Annotated in this window: 13 protein-coding genes and 2 pseudogenes; 3 read left to right on the plus strand and 12 right to left on the minus strand. The window is 60.4% G+C overall.

What is annotated here, in order from left to right; all coding sequences use genetic code 11:
* The 7 genes from E5W87_RS27115 to E5W87_RS27140 all read right to left on the minus strand — a co-directional run.
* The coding region (locus E5W87_RS27115) for a hypothetical protein (protein ID WP_292404655.1) at positions 1-287 on the minus strand (287 nt) is incomplete at its 3' end.
* Between the two features lie 339 nt (positions 288-626).
* Positions 627-2639, minus strand: coding sequence for a hypothetical protein (locus tag E5W87_RS27120; protein WP_292404656.1), 2013 nt, complete (start codon positions 2637-2639; stop codon positions 627-629).
* A gap of 415 nt (positions 2640-3054) precedes the next feature.
* Complete coding sequence (locus tag E5W87_RS27125) at positions 3055-3567, minus strand: OmpA family protein (RefSeq protein ID WP_292404658.1); 513 nt, start codon at positions 3565-3567, stop codon at positions 3055-3057.
* Positions 3568-3577: 10 nt separating this feature from the next.
* A complete protein-coding gene (locus E5W87_RS27130; protein ID WP_292404660.1) occupies positions 3578-4237 on the minus strand; it encodes a L,D-transpeptidase in 660 nt (219 codons plus the stop codon).
* Positions 4238-5207: 970 nt separating this feature from the next.
* The gene (locus tag E5W87_RS36170; protein WP_367118882.1) at positions 5208-5744 is read right to left on the minus strand and encodes a nuclear transport factor 2 family protein; all 537 of its coding nucleotides are present in this window, start codon (positions 5742-5744) and stop codon (positions 5208-5210) included.
* Complete coding sequence (locus E5W87_RS36175; protein WP_367118883.1) at positions 5723-6097, minus strand: RNA polymerase sigma factor; 375 nt, start codon at positions 6095-6097, stop codon at positions 5723-5725. Before E5W87_RS36175 ends, E5W87_RS36170 begins: the two co-directional genes overlap by 22 nt.
* 10 nt (positions 6098-6107) lie before the next feature.
* Positions 6108-6419 carry a hypothetical protein gene (locus tag E5W87_RS27140; protein WP_292404662.1) on the minus strand — a complete coding sequence of 104 codons (312 nt, stop codon included), beginning with the start codon at positions 6417-6419 and terminating at the stop codon, positions 6108-6110.
* Positions 6420-6569: 150 nt separating this feature from the next.
* On the opposite strand from E5W87_RS27140, the gene E5W87_RS27145 reads away from it, so the two are divergent.
* Positions 6570-6935: a VOC family protein gene (locus E5W87_RS27145; RefSeq protein ID WP_292404664.1), complete on the plus strand. Its 366-nt coding sequence runs from the start codon at positions 6570-6572 to the stop codon at positions 6933-6935.
* 82 nt (positions 6936-7017) lie between these two features.
* Here E5W87_RS27145 and E5W87_RS27150 read toward each other — a convergent pair whose 3' ends face one another.
* Positions 7018-7755: a cation transporter gene (locus tag E5W87_RS27150; RefSeq protein ID WP_292404666.1), complete on the minus strand. Its 738-nt coding sequence runs from the start codon at positions 7753-7755 to the stop codon at positions 7018-7020.
* 65 nt (positions 7756-7820) lie between these two features.
* On the opposite strand from E5W87_RS27150, the gene E5W87_RS27155 reads away from it, so the two are divergent.
* Complete coding sequence (locus tag E5W87_RS27155; protein ID WP_292404668.1) at positions 7821-8246, plus strand: helix-turn-helix domain-containing protein; 426 nt, start codon at positions 7821-7823, stop codon at positions 8244-8246.
* 254 nt (positions 8247-8500) lie between these two features.
* Here E5W87_RS27155 and E5W87_RS27160 read toward each other — a convergent pair.
* A pseudogene (locus tag E5W87_RS27160) lies at positions 8501-9183 on the minus strand (SDR family oxidoreductase).
* 127 nt (positions 9184-9310) lie between these two features.
* On the opposite strand from E5W87_RS27160, the gene E5W87_RS27165 reads away from it, so the two are divergent.
* A complete protein-coding gene (locus E5W87_RS27165) occupies positions 9311-10216 on the plus strand; it encodes a LysR substrate-binding domain-containing protein (protein ID WP_292404670.1) in 906 nt (301 codons plus the stop codon).
* Positions 10217-10435: 219 nt separating this feature from the next.
* Here E5W87_RS27165 and E5W87_RS27170 read toward each other — a convergent pair whose 3' ends face one another.
* The 3 genes and pseudogenes from E5W87_RS27170 to E5W87_RS27180 all read right to left on the minus strand — a co-directional run bounded on the left by E5W87_RS27170 (position 10436) and on the right by E5W87_RS27180 (position 12469).
* The gene (locus tag E5W87_RS27170) at positions 10436-11140 is read right to left on the minus strand and encodes an ABC transporter permease (protein ID WP_292404672.1); all 705 of its coding nucleotides are present in this window, start codon (positions 11138-11140) and stop codon (positions 10436-10438) included.
* Positions 11141-11224: 84 nt separating this feature from the next.
* Positions 11225-12221 (minus strand): annotated as a pseudogene (locus E5W87_RS27175) (cation diffusion facilitator family transporter); the annotation flags it as partial.
* Positions 12218-12469: a metal-sensing transcriptional repressor gene (locus E5W87_RS27180; protein WP_292404674.1), complete on the minus strand. Its 252-nt coding sequence runs from the start codon at positions 12467-12469 to the stop codon at positions 12218-12220. The gene E5W87_RS27180 and the pseudogene E5W87_RS27175, both read right to left, overlap by 4 nt.
* Positions 12470-12942: the final 473 nt, after the last annotated feature.

Below are 12942 nucleotides of genomic sequence, written 5' to 3' on the forward strand. Positions count from 1 at the left end.
TGCGTGTAGTGCTCAGCGATCATGACGCGCGTATGATCAACAAGAGTCATTGCCGCAGCGAGGAAGTTGTGTAATCGGCGCACTGCCTCCCGCATGACCGCATGGGACGAGTACAGGTCTTCGAACCCCTTCATCATCTCCATTAAATCGGAATTCGATTGCAAGAATGTCATCAACTGGTCTGCGTTGACGCGAAACATCTCGACCGAGAAAGACCTCTCATGCATCCGGTTTCGATACACGACGCCGGGTGTTGCTTGCAGCCCTGCCCAGCTCTTTTCAGCCACGATTAATCCTCCACCCGGATTGCTAATCTATCTGGATTTCTACCCTTGTGCATTGCGTCGGGCGAGCACCCGGTCGAACAGCCGAAACTAGGTTGTTTCCGCACACTTACCACTCGGCAACGGTACGTTTTGCAAAGGATGAGAATGCTGGCATCGACGACAGGCATTACTTGCGCCGAGACAATCTGCCGTTGACCCACGGCTGACCCGAAGTCAGCCAGCGTACTGCCTCCAAGTCAATCCAGCGTTGCCGTTTAGAACAGAAGACACACAACAAATTCTGGCTTTTGTTTCGACCAAAGCTTTAACGGCTCCGATATTTTCTTACTCCGGCTTCTTTCAGCGCGCACGCTTAGGCTTTGCCGGAACTGCATCCGCTTCGCCCTCCGTGGCCGCCAGAACTGCAGCCGCCACTTTCGGTTTCACCGGAGCTTTGGCTGAAGCGCGGGCCAATGAGGAAGTAGGGGCGGCCTTGGGGATACCCATCAATTCCGCAGCGCGTTCCATACGGATTCGTGCCAGTCCTTCCTGGCTGTGCGCTCGCTGCAGCATTTCTTTATGGACCTGAGGATACCACGCACTTTCGGAAGCCAGAGCAGGATATTGCGTCAGCACTTTGTGTCGTTCTTTCAGTGCGTTACCGATCCAGTACCAACCCGTCTTGGGAGATTCCAGCCACGCATCCACGAACGCCGCCGGATCCACGTAAGCAAAGATCGGAATGTCCTCGTATTCCAAAGTCGCGTTGCGGCTATGGCAAACCTTGTCGAAGAATTTTTGTCCGTCCGCTTTGACGGCTTCCAGCAACGCTGGGACTTTGCCAGGGAGCGTGTCGGTCATCGCGTTCGTACGAGCCTTGACGAGGTATTCGAAAACACCCTGGAAATCAGTTCGATAGGAATCAGCGACCCAATACGTCACGCCGCCGGATGCGTCCTTGAACTCGTCGACCCACATCCAGCCCGCCTTCCGCGGGGGCAGCCGCTTTGCGGCCACGAGATCATCGATGTAGTGCTTGGCATCGTCGGCGATTTCCTTCGGTGTGACGCCAAGGACACCACGAGATGCCATCATCATCTTCAGAGCAACAATGTGCAGGAACTCACCGGAGTCCGTTATCTGACGCTTGTCGAACTGCTCGTTCATTCGTGCCAGCGCGGGATCGCCGTACTCATCATCGAGCTTGTCAAAGCTGCCGACGATCTGCCAAGCCGGCGCAGCCTCCTTCTCGAGAAAATAGGCACTGTTGTTCAATGACGTGCGGATGTGCTCAACCGTGAAGCGGCCATCAAAGAGCATTTCGGCCAACACGTCATCGCTCAGCAATGTGCTTCCAATGTCGATTGACGTGTATCTCTGGGCAGCGTCGTATAGTCGGCATTTCGGTGGCTCCGCCTTTTTCGCGCGCGCCATATCCATTCTATACGAGAAGATCTTTTCCTTTCTGCTGAAGAGGTCTTCGCGCTCCAGCTTGTTCGTTCTTGCTTCGACGGCCAGAGCGGAAAAGAGGCGGACCAATTCAACCATCGCCATGTCGTTCTCAGAATGGCGATCCTCAAGAGCATCGGCGAGACGACCGACATCCTCGACGACGTGGCGAAGGATTCGCAGAGAGGCCGTTCCTGACTCCCTGAACGTGGACAGCACTTCTCGCAGATGGGCGCCAAGCTTGTCCGGCTTCTGGGGATCCTTGAAAAAGGCTACGAACTCCGCGAAGGCCGCCTCGACATTCGGTTCCACGTGGAGGGTTTGGCCGAAAACCTTCTCCTTGGTGTCCGCGAAGGTGTCAACCACTTTAAGATCATGCGCGATGACGATCAATCTGCAGCCGTGGTGTTCCACGTATCGATTGATCATTCCGAGCAGCACCGCGTTTTCCACGGTGCACCGCTCGAGGTCGTCCAGGATGAGTGCGCGTGAACTATCGACCTCATTCTTTATGAAGGGACCCGTCAGAAGGCTCGCTAGCCCTCCGGTCCCTAGAGATCCAAGAACCGGGATGTCGATGGACGTGCTGTCCATCTTCTCGGCAAAGCGCCTCACCGCCGAAGCCTTAGGGAACATCTTGGTGAAAATCTGTGCTTCAATCTCGCTGGGCGTGTTGAGGCCGAAGAGACTGATGTAGTGGGCATGCGTATCTGGAAGCGCGCGCCGGACCTGATGGGTTTTGCCCGTTCCCCATTCCCCGGTCACCAGGACGGCATAACCCGGCTTCAACCGCCCGACGTAATAGGCAAGATACTTCTCAAGGTGGCTTTGCGGCTCGATCGCGAGTGAGACTACAGGAGCTGGTTCCTCGGGGTCGACAGTGGTGGCCTCTACAGGGGCGTTACGTAGAAAAGGGATTCTCATCGCGTCGCCAGTCTCCCGTTCTTCAACCAGTAGGAGCTCGATAGCAAAGACTTCGCTTGTCCTGCAAATTTGGTTCCGGTCAACGTATATCCCGCAGCGCAATCGGCATCTGCACGCGACAACCGCGAGGAACCAGCATGAAACTTGAAGCCATCAGAGCGAAGATCGCCAAGCACCCCCTTGGGAAGGCCATTAGGCCCTATGAATTGGACTGTCTTTGGTTTGCTAAAGTCCATTATATGTACGTTATGGGCAAACAACATTTGATCCCATAGCCATACCTGCCCAATCACCCAAGGAGTCCGCTTTCAAGCAGCGTGTATGCGGCCTCGAACGACTGAAATGCGGCGCAAAGCAGCCATGCCGCCGTCGCGTGTGAGACTCTGCTTCGGGCCACAAGCAGAACAGCAGCCCCCTACGACTCGTCCCTCTCATCGCGCAAATTAGACACTACGCGGCGGTTCTGCGACCTGCAGGCGGCGTCGGGGCAGTCGCGGACGAGCCTGTCCTTGCCGTAGCCCTTGGCCCACATGCGGTTGCGGTCTATGCCGCCGGCGGCGAGGTAGTCCATCACCGCATCGGCGCGCTGCTGCGACAGCGCCGTTTCGCTTGCGCCGGGATCGTCGGCGAAACCCTGCAGCTTGAGCAGCCAGCGCGGATGCTTTGCCAACCAGGCGATCTGGGTGTCGAGGGTGGCCTTGGCGACAGAATCGAGCGCGGCCGAACCTTGCGTGAAATAGGTGCGGCGGCCGACATTGAGGATAAAATCCTCCTCGCTGCCCGGCTGCACGTTCTGGAAGCCGGCGATCTCGGCGTTGGTGACGTCGGGCGTGGAAGGGGCCAGCGTGTTGCTGGTCGAGCAGGATGCGGCCAGCACCAGCAGGCCGGCGGCGAGCAGCCGGCGCGTGTTCTCAATCATGCGGTTCATGAGGCGCCAATCATTCGACAGTGGTGGAAGCGGGCGCCTGGTCGGCGATGTGCGGCAGGACCTGCACCGCGGTGCCGATCGGGCAGCGCTGGTAGAGGTCGATGATGTCTTCCGGGAACATGCGGATGCAGCCGCTGGAAGCGTCGGTGCCGATACTCCATGGCTCCAGCGTGCCATGCAGGCGGTAGCCGATGTCGGCGCCGTCGCGGTACAGATAGAGCGCGCGCGGCCCGAGCGGATTGTTGGACGCGCCGCCTGCGACCATGTGCGGTAGGTCCGGCTTGCGCTTACGCATTTCGGGGGGCGGGACCCATTGCGGCCACAGCGCGCGGCGGTCGATCGTCGCGCGGCCGTACCATTTGAAGCCGTCCTTGCCGACGCCGACGCCGTAGCGGATGGCGGTCTTGTTTTCCATGATGACGTAGAGGAAATGGTGGCGGGTATCGACCACGACGGTGCCGACCGGCTCGCTGCTGAAATACTTGACGATCTGGCGATGCCATCTCTTGTCGATCTTGGCGAAGTTGGTCTTGCGATAGACAAAATTGTTGTCGCTGGCGGTACCGGCGAAAAAGGATTTTGCCGCCGCGGCTTGAGCAATATTGCTGGTTGCACCCACCGCGACCAGCGCCAGGCCGCCGAGCACGACACCCCTGCGTGACAAAACCATCGGCAATATTCCCCCATGCCTAAAGCCTGGCGGACCATAGTTGAGAATTATTTCGCCTCAAAGTGGAAAATGCTGCGTTGCTTCAGTCCGCCGTGTCCGGACATTCGGCAATTTGGCGGCGAGTGACCGAATTGTGACAATCTTGCCGAGGACGAACGTCTAACCTAAACCCCATCAAGGACCTTAACCAAATTGGCGCGACTGTTTGGGACCGTGGCGTAGTTGCGACATTTGCCCTATCCGGACGTGTGAGCAATGCCGTGGGCAAACCGTGATGCATGCTTTTTTTCGTTCGGTTGCTGCGATTATTGTAGTGTCCGGCGTGGCAGGTTGCACCAGCATTTCCTACTACGCACAATCCTTGAAGGGTCACGTGGAGATCATGACGGCGCGCCAGGATGTCGGAGAGCTGATCGACGATCCGTCGACCCCTCGGACATTGCGCGCTCGAATCGCTGACTGGCTCCTCGCCGGTCCCCGAAAGCTGGCCTTCATTCCGGCGGCCCCGTCCTTGGTGAAATAGGGCGGCAAGCACGTCGCCACCATATTCGGCAAATGCTTTATAGCCCGATCCGAAATTAAGTTGAGTTTGGTATCAGCAGCTCCCCGAGCGCCCACCGGTAGAGATCTCGACTGTTCATCGAGCGGCCGTTGGTTCGAATTCGCTCTTCCGGCGGGATCATGCCGGCGGATAGCCGCCAATGCATTGGATTGCACGGTTGCCTCGAGCCCATCACAACGACTGAGCGAACGGCGGCATTCGGGATCGAGCTGAGCGTCGACGAACGGCCGACTTGCGACACAAAGCGGTCATTCGAAGCTCCACCAGGGAAGTCGCCTCCGGATCACGGCGGAAGGTTCCACCCGCGACCGCAGGCTGTGCCAAATGCCACCTCGATAAATAGGGCAGCCGGTGGCGCAACCTTGGCCATGTCACCTTCGCGCCATATCCCGCTATTCCAGCCTCCCCTCACCCCTCCATCACACTGATCTCCGCATCGGGCAGGCACCAGGGTGCATAACGAAAATCGCGGATCTGGACGACCTGCTCGTCCCGCCATTCGACCAGCATGAAGCCGCGCACGGCGCCGTCCGGCTCCTGCGGGTTGCGGATGAGGATCGCCGGCCGGCCGTCGACGACGCCCAGTGACAGCGCCCAGTCGCTCATGCGGTCGTAATTGCCGAAATAGGTCGACACTTCGGCCTTGCCGCGCAGGCGGGTGCGGTTGACGACTTCGAGCTGGATATCCTCGGCGATCAGCGCCCTGACCGCATCGAAGTCGCGCGCGTTGAACAGATCGACATAGCGGCGCAGCCGTCGCTCGTCATCGGCGTCGAGCCGGGGCACGGCGGCCTGTTCAGGCTCGGCTGCCAGCAAGCGCAGCTGCGCCCGCCCGCGATGCAGCGCAGCCTTGGTGGCGGCCAGCGTGGCACCGGTCACCTCGCAGGTCTCGTGCAGGGAAAGGCCAAGCACGTCGACCAGGATCACGGCGCCGCGCTGCGCCACCGAAAGCTGCATGAAGCTGCGCAGGCCGGCCGCCGCTGCGAGCCTGCCGTCGCGCTGCCGGAGGGATCCTCGATCGTGGTCATGTCGGCCTCGGTGATGCGCGACCTTTCCCGATGGCGCCGGCGCAGATGATCCTGTGCGGCATTGTGGGCGATGCGAAACAGCCATTGCTCGGGCCGCTCGACCGCCATGCTGCCGTCGAGCGCCTGCAGTGCCTTCAGCAGCGTCTCCTGCACGATATCCTCGCCGTCGATCACCGAGCCGGCCATGCGGGCGCAATAGCGATGCAGCCTCGGGCGCAGCTCGGAGAGCATCGCCTCCAGCGCCGGCCGGTCGAGTTTCCGTGGGATCATGGCGTCCATTCTATCCGGCTTTGCCGCCGTCGAGGACATGGTAGTTGCCGATGATTTTGGCAGGCGATCGCTTGACCGGCGTAGAACGCCGCTCTGCATGGTTTTGCGTGAACGCCTCGAAGGCCGCAAGCCCGGTCAGCGCGGATGTATCATTTCCCTCGCCGACGACGTGGATGAACTCGCCGTCGTCCAGTTCGAGCACGAGATAGCGCACGCTCTGCGGCGCCGTCTCATCCAGCGCCTCGAACACCTTTGCCACCAGCGCGCGGTTCTCTTCCAGCCCGGTATCTTTCACGCTGTAGCGAATGAGTTTGTAGCCCATGGTTCGTCTCCTGATTGGTTGGTCTGAGCAGAAGACGTTTCGCGTTTCCGAAAAGATTCTCGGCACGCTGAGAATCTTTTTAGCCACACACACCGTCTTTCACCTATGGGCGGCCGCGCGCCAGCCAATCAAGGAGCAGGAGAGACGACCATGCATATCCAGTTTGCCGAACTGCCGGTGTTCGACCAGGACCGCACCAAGGCGTTTTACACCAGGCATTTCGCCTGCCAGGTCGCGGCCGACGAGAAGATGGGCCATAGCGCCTGGCGCTGGATCGAGCTGACATTTCCCGGCGCTGTCACCAACCTGCATTTCGTGAGGCGCGCCGACGACACGGCAGGCGCGGAGCCCGTGCTGGTGCTGGTCGACGAGAATGTCGAGGCCACGATCGCTGCTTTGAAGGCTGGCGGCGTCGAGATCATCACCGAACCGCAGGAGGCGCCGTGGCAGCCGGGCCGCACGGTGGCGGAATTTCGCGACAGCGAGGGCAACCGCATGGTGATCGCCAGCCAATGAGCGGGTGCAGCTGCTGGACGGCATCTGAATTTTTGACGCGCCCGTTTGACGGCTGGAGAGGGTGGCGAGCAGACGATGGCTGTCATTCTGCAGCAACCTGATCAGGGCGCTGTCCTTCGTGATATTCGCTCCACGCCTGTCGCAGGATTTGCACTGAAGACGTAAGGAAGATGCCTGCCATCAGCGCCGCCACCGCCAGATCGGGCCATGCCGTCGATGTGCCCCAGACACCCAATGCCGCTGCCATAACCACAACGTTTCCGATCGCATCATTGCGGGAGCAGAGCCAGACCGATCGCACATTCGCGTCACCGTCCTTGTAGGGTCGGAGCAGGAGCACGGAGCCAAGGTTTGCCGCTAGCGCAAGAAAGCCGACCACACCCATTACTTCAGCGCTCGGAAGTCCAAGGAAAAGGGTCTGATAGACGGTCGAACCAAAGACCCAGATTGCCATAACGGAAAGCGACAGGCCCTTGAATAGGGCGGCCGTCGCTCGTGTGCGCAGGCTTGCCCCGATCACGGCGAGGCTCAACCCGTAGGTGACGGTATCGGCGAAAAAATCTAATGCATCCGCCTTCAACGCCTGCGAACCCGCAAGTTGACCGGCCACCATCTCCGTCAGGAACATCGCCCCATTGATGCCGATGACTGTCCAGAGCATGCGCTTGTAGCGCGGGTCCATACCGTCAAAGATTGGCACACCCCCAGAGCAGCAAGCCTCTTCGACCCCGTGGCGAGCGGCCGTCGTGCTCACCGGAAAGACCAACGGCATCGGGGCGCAGGAAGCGTTCGTTTCGTGATTGCAGCAATGGTCAGCCATGCGGTGTCTCCTTTTGTACAGGCACCGTAGCCCCTATAGTGACTAGAGGTTCAAGAGGCTTTTTCATGGATTTTTCGATTGGCGAACTCGCACGACGCACCGAAGTGAAGGTGCCGACCATACGCTACTATGAACAGATCGGCCTGTTGCCGCCGCCGCCTCGCACCGAAGGGCAGCAAAGGCGCTATGACAAAAACGCCGTGGCGCGACTTGGCTTCATCAAGCATGCGCGTGAACTTGGCTTCGATATCGAGGCAATCCGCGCGATTCTTTCGCTGCAGGACAACCCAGATCAATCTTGCAGCGTTGCCGACAGGATCGCAAAAGCACGCCTTGCTGAAGTCGAGGAACGCATTGCCAGCCTCAACGCTCTACGAGCGGAATTGCAGCGGATGGTCGAGGAATGCGCCTCTGGCCGGGTGGCTGAATGCCGCGTTATCGAGACCTTGGCCGACAGTAGTAACGGGCATGGCCGCTTAGTTGAGACCTGATTAAGTCGTGCATATCCGCAAAGGGTCGATTCCGGCCGGTGGATACGAGCCGCTAGGGGTGGAACGGGCGGCTGCGCGGCTTGCCGATCGTGGTCGGCATCTGCGAACCGTCCATTGGACGGTCTTCGGCTTCGCTCCCTTTATCACCTCCTGAGCCTCGTCACCCGCTGTCGACTCCCACCTTCGAGGGCGGCAACAATTTCACCATCGCCGGCGTGCCGAGGGATCGGGACCCGGCTTTCCTGCCCGATGCGTCAGATCGAACGGATGATGCCACCGTCGACGCGAATGTTCTGGCCGGTGATGTATCCGGCCCCTTCGGAGGCGAGGAAGGCAATCGTGGCGGCGATTTCATCGCTGGTGCCATAACGTTGCATCGGCACGCTGTCGCGGCGCTCCTCGGTGGCGGGAAGGCTGTCGATCCAGCCGGGAAGGACGTTGTTCATGCGAACGTTGTCGGCGGCGTATGTGTTGGCGAAGATCTTGGTGTAGGCGGCAAGCCCCGCCCGGAACACGGCCGAGGTCGGGAACATCGGGCTCGGTTCGACAACCCATGCCGTCGAGATGTTGATGATGGCGCCGGCTTTCTGCTTGAGCATGTGCGGCGCGACTATGCGCGTCGGCCGGACGACGTTCATCAGGTAGATGTCGAGGCCGGTGTGCCATTGGTCGTCGGTGATTTCGAGGATCGGCGCACGCGGCCCATGACCTCCGCTATTGACCAGGACATCGATGCGACCCCGAGACGTTGCAGATCGTCGTTCGACTGGTTGGAGCCGGTCACGCCAAGCCCGCCAAGCTCCTTGGCCAACGCCTCGCCCTTACCGGATGAGGACAGGATGGCGACCTTGAAGCCATCCCCCGCCAGACGCTTTGCGGCCGCAGCGCCCATGCCGCTGCCACCGGCAACGACAACAGCTACTTTTTCTACACTCATCGTATCTTCCTTCTCGGGTGGCAGGAATCTGAAAGCGATGTCTTCGAGGCTGGAGTAGTGATATAATTGGTTTTACCGGCTGGTTCGAACCAGAAAGTCTGAAATCAACCTGTAGAAAAACTCCTGGATGCCCGAAGCCTTCCATAGCTTGCCGGCGCTCAATGCGCTTCGCGCCTTCGAAGCGTCCGCGCGCCATCTCAACTTCCGCATCGCAGCCGAAGAGCTGAACGTGACGCAGGGTGCTGTGGCGCAGCATATCCGCGGGCTGGAGGCCGATCTGGGGGTAAAGCTGTTCGAGCGACTGCCGCGCGGCCTCGCGCTCACGAGTGAGGGGCGCGCCTATGTGCCGAACATTCGCCGTGCCTTCGACCTGATCTCGGATGCAACCCTGCTGCTGCGCCCCGAGCCGGCCCGGCTGACGATCAGCGTAACCCCGAGCTTTGCCACCAAATGGCTGATCCCGAAACTGCCGGAGTTCGTGGCGCACAACCCGCTTGTCGACCTGCGAATTCTGGCCAGCGAAAGCCTGTCGAGCTTCCAGGCCGACGGCGTCGACATCGCGGTAAGGCAAGGTCGCCCGCCCTTCGGAGCCGGCCTTCTCGTCGATCTCTTGTTTCCGCAACAGATCATCGCCGTGTGCTGCCCCTCCTTGCTGCCTGCCGGCGCGAGCGAAATCGCGCCAGCAGAAATCAAGCATCATGTGCTGCTCCACGATGCGCACAATCTGTGGCCGGAATTCATGGAAAAGGCCGTCGGCCTAAAGATGACGACGGAGCTAAGACGCATACGCTTCAATCAGACCGCCCTTCCGATAGAAGCGGCTGTCGCGGGCCTAGGTATCGCGCTTGCCAGCCGCTTTCTTGTCGCGGCTGATCTCGCCGCCGGCCGGCTGATCCAGCCTCTCGGTGTGGAGATGCGCGGCACGCAGGATTTCTACGTCGTGGTTCCACGCAAGCAGCGGCACCCCGAGCCGACGCAAGCCGTTCGGCAATGGCTGCTGAACGAGGGTGATGAGGCACGGCTGTTGTCGTGAACACCAGCCCCCGATGTTCGAGAGACGCACCTGACACGGCTCGCAAATGCCGAACCTCGGGTTCAAACGTCATGACGCCGACAATCCTCCGTCGGAGCGGCTGCGCGCCCATCGTGGCGCGGCAACATCACATGATCCGGAAAAGTTCCATCAAACAATGAGATAGAGACCTATCTTGATTCTATTTGTGCGGACCAGGCGCCTGACGCTTGAGCACGATCAGGAGGCGACCTGCCAGACGGCAACGCCCGCAAGCACAAGTCCGGCAACGCCTTCGATGGTTCGGGAAATGGTTTCGAGCGGCTTGCCGGCGAAGAAATCCACCAGACGTTCCCGAAACAGGATCGACAACACCGCGACGCAGGACAGCGTCAGCGCCACACCGACCATCATGGTGATTGCGAAGAGGATGCCGGCGCCCGGAATGCCCCGGGACATCGCGAAGGTCATCACGAACAGCGTCAGCGGGCACGGGATCAGACCTGCCATCACGCCGACCGCCTCGCCCTCATGCTTGTGGTGATGGCCGTGGCTCAACGCGCGCCAGAGCATCCAGACACCGATCAGGCCGAGCAGTCCACGACTGATATCCTCCAAAAGCGGAGCGCGGCCGACGCTGCCTAAGGCGATGGAAACCAGCGGCAGCGAGAGAACCGCAATCAGAACGGCAATCATCACATGCGTGAAGGACAGCGTGATCGATACGAGAAGGCCGCGCGAAACGTTGGCATCCGAACCCGCAAGGTAGGTCGCCAGCACAGCCTTGCTGTGGCCAGGCGTCAGCGCATGCGCAGCGCCGAAGACGACGCCCATCGGCAGGAAGGCCATGAACGCCAGCCAGTCGCCTCCCACCGAGAGCAGTTTGATCTGCTCGCCGAGCGTCAGGTAGATCGTACGCTGGAATTCGACGAGAATTTGGAACATCAGGCGAAGGTAACAGAAACGAGCCGGTCGGAGCGACCGTTAGTGCCTGTGTTCGCCGTGGCCATGTTCATGGGGATGATCCGCATCCGCGCTCGCCAACTTGATATTCGCCGCCGCGAGCGCCGGCATGTGCTCGAACAGCTCATCCTCCAGCGCTGCCGTGATCTTTCTCGCTTCGGAAACCGGCAGGCTTTCTTCGACGGCGATAGCAATATCGGCGTGCAGCCTGTGACCGATCCACCGCGCCTTGGCATCGACAATGCGCGCTCCCGGCACATGCGCGGCGGCATGGTGGATTTCGCCGATGGTACCCGGCTCAATGCCGTCGAGCATACGGGTCAGCACCGAGCGGGCCGACTGCCAGACGATACCAAAGATCGCAAGCGTGATTCAGGCCGACAATCGGGTCGGCCAGCGGAAAACCGAGCCAGACGCCGAGCGCCCCGATGACCACGGCAAGGCTGGTCAGGCCGTCGGTGCGGGCGTGGTAGCCGTCGGCAATCAGTGCGGCGCTGTTGATTTCCCGGCCGACGCGGATGCGGAACACCGCGACGGCCTCGTTGCCGAGAAAGCCGACAATGCCTGCCGCCGTCAGCCAACCAAGATGCGTCACCACGTGTGGATTTATCAAACGATCGATGGCTTGATAACCGGCGACGATGGCGCTGAACAGGATGATCCCGACGATGATTATCCCGGCCAGGTCCTCGACCCGGCCAAGGCCGTAGGGGAAGGTCGGCGACGGCTTGCGCCGGGCCAATATGAACGCGATCCACAGCGGAATGGCGGTGGTTGCGTCGCCGATGTGGTGGACCGTGTCGGCCAGCAGCGCCACGCTGCCCGACAGCACCACCACGACCATCTGCATCGCCGCCGTGATTGCCAGGATGACGAACGACCATTTTATCGCCCAGATGCCCCGGTCGGTCGTCGTAATGGTCGCATCGATACCCCCGTGGGTGTGACCGTGCGAGCCGTGGCCGCCATGACCATGACCATGCGCGGTGTGATCGTGTGAGCCGAAACCGAACCAGTCGAGAATGCGCGCGCCGAGACTGCTCACAGGTATTTGACTGCTCATAGGTATTTCGCCAGTTGCTTGAGTTCCGCCAGCGAATTGCCGCCCGCTTCCGCGGTGTCGGTCAGGCAATGCTCGATATGATCGTGGATCAGTTCGCGCTTTGCGCTGCTGATGGCGCTTTCCACGGCATGAAGCTGCTGCGCCAGATCAACGCAAGGACGATGCATCTCGAACATGGACAGCACCGCCGCAAGGTGCCCTTGCGCACGCTTTAGACGCTTCACGATAGCGGGATGCGAACGGTGGATGCCTTCGGACTTGCCTGTGTTCGTATCCTCCCCCCGGGGGATACGGTCAATCTTTTTTGAACTCACCTTGCCGGTGAGGTTCCCACAGCTCGAAGAAAACCGCCGTTCCGCCCGGCGACCTGCCATCCTCCTGCGGTTAGCCTGCCGGATCGGCCGGCCCGTATTATTTCGTGACCATGTCGCGCTGGAACCTTCCCTCGCACCACGCGTTCGGGGCGCTGTATTCGCTGTGCCTCATATTTAGGCAAACATGGGCGACGGGCGAATATCGGCGGGGAGGCAAAAGCATGGGTTGGGGAGGAGCATGTGGTCATGTCGAACCGTGAAATTGGAACGTCCCACACATTGGGGTTGCGCGTCGCTGATCTCAAAGCCAGGATGCAGAGCGCCCGGATTACCGAGCACGAGATGAAAACCTTTCAGAAGGTCGCCGCCGTCATGGGAGGAAGTGAAGGCTCCCTACGCCTCGATGC

This window comes from Mesorhizobium sp. (assembly GCF_004962925.1).
Classification (GTDB): Bacteria; Pseudomonadota; Alphaproteobacteria; order Rhizobiales; family Rhizobiaceae; genus Mesorhizobium.